Here is a 931-nt window from a genome sequence, read left to right on the forward strand (position 1 = left end):
CGATGTGGTTGAGGATTAGTTCGTGGTTAAACATGGGGATAGTCTGTTGGGTATTAGCTGGTCAAGGATGGCGATCATACCTCAGAAGCCGCGCCACGCCTCGCTCATATGAGGGGATGGTTAAGGGATTGGGTGGGTGTCCCGGCTTTTTTTCCAGCTTTTTCCTTGATTGAATTGTTTTTATTTGGTTGAAATTATAGCGATCACCCCCAATGTTCATCTTTGCCATACGGCACCAATCCGGAGGGTAAATGGACTTCATTCATTCAAGAGAATTTTTGCATCAAGGTGATGTGGTCGTAGTTGATTGCTCGCACCAGAGCAACATCATGCTTACTGATGATCGTCATTTTCAAAACTACCGTCGTGGTGGCCAGTTTGAGTATTTCGGTGGTCATTACAAGACTTTCCCAGCGCGAATTACGGTTCCACGAACTGGTCACTGGAATGTCACGATAGATCTTGGTGGCGGGTCTGCAAATATCCGTTACTCCATCAATGTTATTAAGGGATGACTGATGCTAAAAATCACCTATGAGATTAACGGACGAAAAACAACCCCCGGTGGTCTCAAGAATGCTCTCGAAGCTGCTGTTCTGTCTGGTATTGAACAGAGTATCAAGAGATCGGTTGGATCTGTCAGGTGCCGTGAGCATGGGCAGTCTCCCACAATCCTCGTTAAAGGCCGGTCTCTGGATAATCTGTCCATTAATGTGAGTGGGTGCTGTGATGCGTTGATCGAAGAGGTAAAGAAGAAACTTTGAATGGGCGGGATGGAGCTAGTAGCTCCATCCATATCGAATGCGCTAATTCAACTTCGAAGTGCGACACTCGCCTATGCCGCCTGACGGTACTCTTCGAATACCTTGACAGGCTGCCTGAATCCGAGACATTTCCGAGGTCGTAGGTTGAGCCACTGCTCCGCTCTCCT

General features: G+C 47.7%; 1 protein-coding gene. It reads left to right on the forward strand.

What is annotated here, in order from left to right:
- The first annotated feature begins 251 nt into the window (after window positions 1-251).
- Window positions 252-515: a DUF1883 domain-containing protein gene (locus ACLHZ1_RS20510; RefSeq protein ID WP_427263530.1), complete on the forward strand. Its 264-nt coding sequence runs from the start codon at window positions 252-254 to the stop codon at window positions 513-515.
- Window positions 516-931 lie beyond the last annotated feature (416 nt).

The sequence above is a fragment of the Aeromonas sobria genome, from assembly GCF_050266975.1.
Classification (GTDB): domain Bacteria; phylum Pseudomonadota; class Gammaproteobacteria; order Enterobacterales; family Aeromonadaceae; genus Aeromonas; species Aeromonas sobria_B.

What these genes read in the sequence shown, in the direction of transcription:
- ACLHZ1_RS20510 (WP_427263530.1), top strand. Translation starts at nt 252, where the DNA reads ATGGACTTCATTCATTCAAGAGAATTTTTGCATCAAGGTGATGTGGTC.